This is a genomic window from Streptomyces sp. DvalAA-14, from assembly GCF_900091855.1.
Classification (GTDB): Bacteria; Actinomycetota; Actinomycetes; order Streptomycetales; family Streptomycetaceae; genus Actinacidiphila.
In genome coordinates, this window is sequence record NZ_FMCH01000334.1 from 1 (window position 1) to 3557 (window position 3557).

Genomic DNA, 3557 nt, shown 5'->3' on the forward strand with positions numbered 1-3557 from the left:
GCGCCGAGCAGGAAGCGGCGGCGGCCGGGCGCGCGCGGTCCGTCCGGCGCGGCGCCGGGGAGCTCCGCGCGGTCCCGGATGTCCGCGGCCAGGTCCACCGCGGCCGCCCGCATGGCGGGCAGCGTCTCGCGGTGGGCGTTTTCCATCTCCCGGGTGAGGCAGGCGAGTTGTTCTTCGCCGATGGGCAGATCCCAGCTGTCGCGTGTCGCGGTCACTTCACGGCCCCTTCGGTGATCGGCGAGGCGTTCGTAGTCGGGTAGAAGGTGTCGGGGATGCCGGCGCTGCCGACCGCGGCGGGCAGCTTGGTGACGTCGGTCGGGATGGCGATGAGATCGGCCATGTTCCCGGCGAGCAGCGCCTGCACGGTGAGCAGCGTGGCCCGGTGCTGGGCCTCGACCGGCGCCACCGACGCGAACAGTTTGCGCAACTGGGGGCTGCTGACCTGGCCGACGTTCTTGGTGTACGTCTGCGCGGCCGCGTCCTCCAGCGTGATCGCCAGTCGCACCGCGTCGGCCGGCGTCTTGATCGACGGCAGCGCCTGCTTGACCGTGGCGGCCAGCTTGGGGTCCGGCGCGCTCTGCGCCTTGCCCCCGGCCTGGGTGGCGGCGGCGTTGAACGCCGCCGCGTGCGCCTGGTGCTGGGTGGTGGTCTTGGCGATGAAGGTGGAAATGGTCTTGTTGCCGTTCTTGACGAACGGCAGTGCGGCGGCTGCCTTGTAGACGGCGATCGCCAGGTTCTCGATCGAGGCGGCGGTCTGCAGCGCCTTGATGTCGTTGCTCGTCGTCGCCGCGACGGCCCGCAGCTGCGTGAGCAGCGCCGCGCCCCCGGCCGCCCCGGTCACCGTGCCGCCGCGCCGCCACCAGCGGCGCGCCGCGGCCTGCTCCCGGCCGGCCTCGGTGAAGTCCTCCAGGGCCGCGGTGGTGATGCGTACCGCGTCGCTGTCCAGGTCCTGTGACTGCTCGGTCAGTTCTGCCAGCAGTCGGGTGTCGATGCGCTCTGCGCCCATCACGCCCCATCTCTCCGCGCGCCCGCCCGGTAGACAAGCGCTCCGGGACACGTTCGTGGCACAGCACGCCGCGGAGGGGGCGCGAGGGCCCAACACCCTGGTAGGACCACCCGAGTGGGTCATTGCGGACCCCGAACCGGCCGAACGCGGCGGGGCGGAGCGGGACTGGGGCGGGGCGGGCCTGGACCCGGGGCCGGGCCGGCGGGCCGGGTCGCCCACGGGAGGCGTCGCGGGCCGGCCGCGTCCCCCGCCGCGCCTACCCGAGGTGCGTCGTCCACTCCGCGACGGTGAGCACGTCCGCCTGGCGCGGGAAGACCTTGTCCAGCAGGACCCGGTGGACCTCCGCGTCGCGGTCGGCGCACGCGTCGGACAGGACGGCGAGCCGGTAGTCCCGGTCGGCGGCCTCCCGCAGGGTGGACAGCACCACGCCGCTGGTGGCGATGCCGGCCAGCACGAGGGTACGGATGCCGCCGGCCCGCAGCACGACCTCCAGGTCGCTGCCGGTGAAGGCGCTGACCCGGCGCTTGACCACCACCGGTTCGCCCTCGCCCGGCCCCAGGGCGGGGTGGATCCCGGTCGTCAGGCTGCTCTCGGTGAAGTCGGCGCCGCGGCCGGCGATGGCGGCGAAGGTCTTGTTGGCGGCGGACACCTCGGGATAGCCGGGCCGGAACGCCACCCGCACATGGATGACCCGCACCCCGGCGGCTCTGGCCGCCTCGACGGCGCCCGCCGCGGCCGGCAGCACGGCCGCGTCGGCGAGGCTGTCCACGATGCCCTGCTGGAAGTCCATCACCAGCAGGGCGGTGCTCGACGGATCGTACGACGTCACTTCGGGGCTCCTTGCCTGCGGATCTCGGGCCCGCGCCCGGTGCGCGCGGACCGCGACGGACCTTACCCCCCGGCCGGCCGGGCCGGCGGCGGGCGGGCCCGTTCGCGGCGGCAGGGCCGGCCGGCCGCACCGTCCCCCGGCCGCACCCGCACGGCCTCACACCTCACGGCCGCATCCGCACGGCGCGCCCTCACCGCCTCACCCGCACGGCCTCACGCCTCACCGCCTCACCCGCACGGCGGCCTCACGCCTAGGGGCCCCCACGGCAGCCTCACAGCCTCACCCGCACGGCACGCCCTCGCCGCCTCACCCGCACCGCCTCACGCCTCACCGCACGGCACGGCCTCACGCCTAGGGGCCCGCACGGCGGCCTCGCCGCCTCACCCGCACGGCCTCACGCCTCACCGCACGGCACGCCCTCACCGCCCCACCCGCACGGCGCGGCCTCGCCGCCTCACAGCTGGGTGAGGATCCGCGGGCCCTGTTCCGTGATGGCGATGGTGTGTTCGATGTGGGCGGCGCGGGTGCCGTCGGTGGTGCGCAGCGTCCAGCCGTCGGGGTCGGTGGTGTAGGCGTCGCGGCCGCCGGCCATCAGCATGGGTTCGATGGCGAGCGCCAAACCCGGGCGCAGCGGGAAACCGCGGCCGGGACGGCCGCGGTTGGGGACGGGCGGATCCTCGTGCATCCGGCGCCCGATGCCGTGGCCGCCGAAGTCGGCCGGCATGCCGCAGGCCGCCTTGACGGCCACCGCGCCGACCGCGTGGGCGATGTCGCCGATGCGGTTGCCGACCACGGCCGCGGCGATCCCGGCGTCCAGCGCCCGCTGGGTGGCCGCGATGAGCCGCAGGTCGTCGGGGCGCGCGGCGCCCACGGTGAAGCTGACAGCAGCGTCGCCGGTCCAGCCGTCGAGTTCGGCGCCGCAGTCGATGCTGACCAGGTCTCCGTCGCGCAGGGCGTAGTCGCCGGGGATGCCGTGCACCACCGCGTCGTTGACCGACGCGCAGATGACGGCGGGGAAGGGCGTGGGCGCGAACGCCGGCCGGTAGCCGAGGAACGGCGAGCGGGCGCCGGCTTCGGCCAGTACGGTGCGGGCGGCCTCGTCCAGCGTCCGCAGCCGGACGCCGACCGCGGCGGCCTCCCGCACGACGGCCAGCGCGCGGGCCACCACGCGGCCGGCTTCACGCATCGCGTCCAGCGCGGCGTCGGACTTGATCTCCACCATGGGGTGCCTCCGGAAGGGCAACGGCTGTGGGTCGGACCCGCCCGGGCCCGACCCAATTCTTATACCGTTATTTCTATCACGCCCATGGGCGCGGCCGAGGGCTAGGATGGCCGGATGGTGAGAACCCCTTTGACGCCCGAGGAGCGACGCCGCGGCGAGCGGCTGGGAGCACTGCTGCGCGCGGCGCGCGGGGAGCGGAGCATGGTGGAGGTGGCCGCCGTGGCCGGACTGTCCGCCGAGACATTGCGCAAGATCGAGACCGGGCGGGCGCCGACCCCGGCGTTCTTCACCGTCGGCGCCCTCGCCGCCGCCCTGGGGTTGTCCATGGACGACCTGGCCGCCGCCTGCGGGCACGACCCGGAGTACCAGGAGCCGCTGTCCGCCTGATCCCGGCCCGGCGGCCGGCGCCCAGCGGGTGCGACCGCCGCTCGGCGGATGCGGCCTCGGCCCGGCGGCTGCGGCCCGGCGGCTGCGGGCGCGCTCAGCGGGTGTAGAGGTCC

Annotated in this window: 4 protein-coding genes and 1 pseudogene; 1 reads left to right on the forward strand and 4 read right to left on the reverse strand. The window is 75.4% G+C overall.

Annotated features, from left to right (window positions below; genetic code table 11):
* From GA0115240_RS36945 to map, 4 genes and pseudogenes are all read right to left on the reverse strand, one after another.
* Nucleotides 1-215 (reverse strand): annotated as a pseudogene (locus tag GA0115240_RS36945) (hypothetical protein); the annotation flags it as partial.
* Nucleotides 212-1006 carry a ferritin-like domain-containing protein gene (locus GA0115240_RS17045; RefSeq protein WP_093737523.1) on the reverse strand — a complete coding sequence of 265 codons (795 nt, stop codon included), beginning with the start codon at nt 1004-1006 and terminating at the stop codon, nt 212-214. The pseudogene GA0115240_RS36945 and the gene GA0115240_RS17045, both read right to left, overlap by 4 nt.
* A 256-nt stretch (nt 1007-1262) precedes the next feature.
* Nucleotides 1263-1835, reverse strand: coding sequence for a cysteine hydrolase family protein (locus GA0115240_RS17050; RefSeq protein WP_256069854.1), 573 nt, complete (start codon nt 1833-1835; stop codon nt 1263-1265).
* 454 nt (nt 1836-2289) lie between these two features.
* Complete coding sequence (gene map, locus GA0115240_RS17055) at nt 2290-3057, reverse strand: type I methionyl aminopeptidase (protein ID WP_093737524.1); 768 nt, start codon at nt 3055-3057, stop codon at nt 2290-2292.
* Between the two features lie 114 nt (nt 3058-3171).
* Between map and GA0115240_RS17060 the strand changes: the two genes are divergently transcribed.
* On the forward strand, nt 3172-3444 hold the full coding sequence (locus tag GA0115240_RS17060; protein ID WP_093737525.1) for a helix-turn-helix domain-containing protein: 273 nt from the start codon (nt 3172-3174) through the stop codon (nt 3442-3444).
* Nucleotides 3445-3557: the final 113 nt, after the last annotated feature.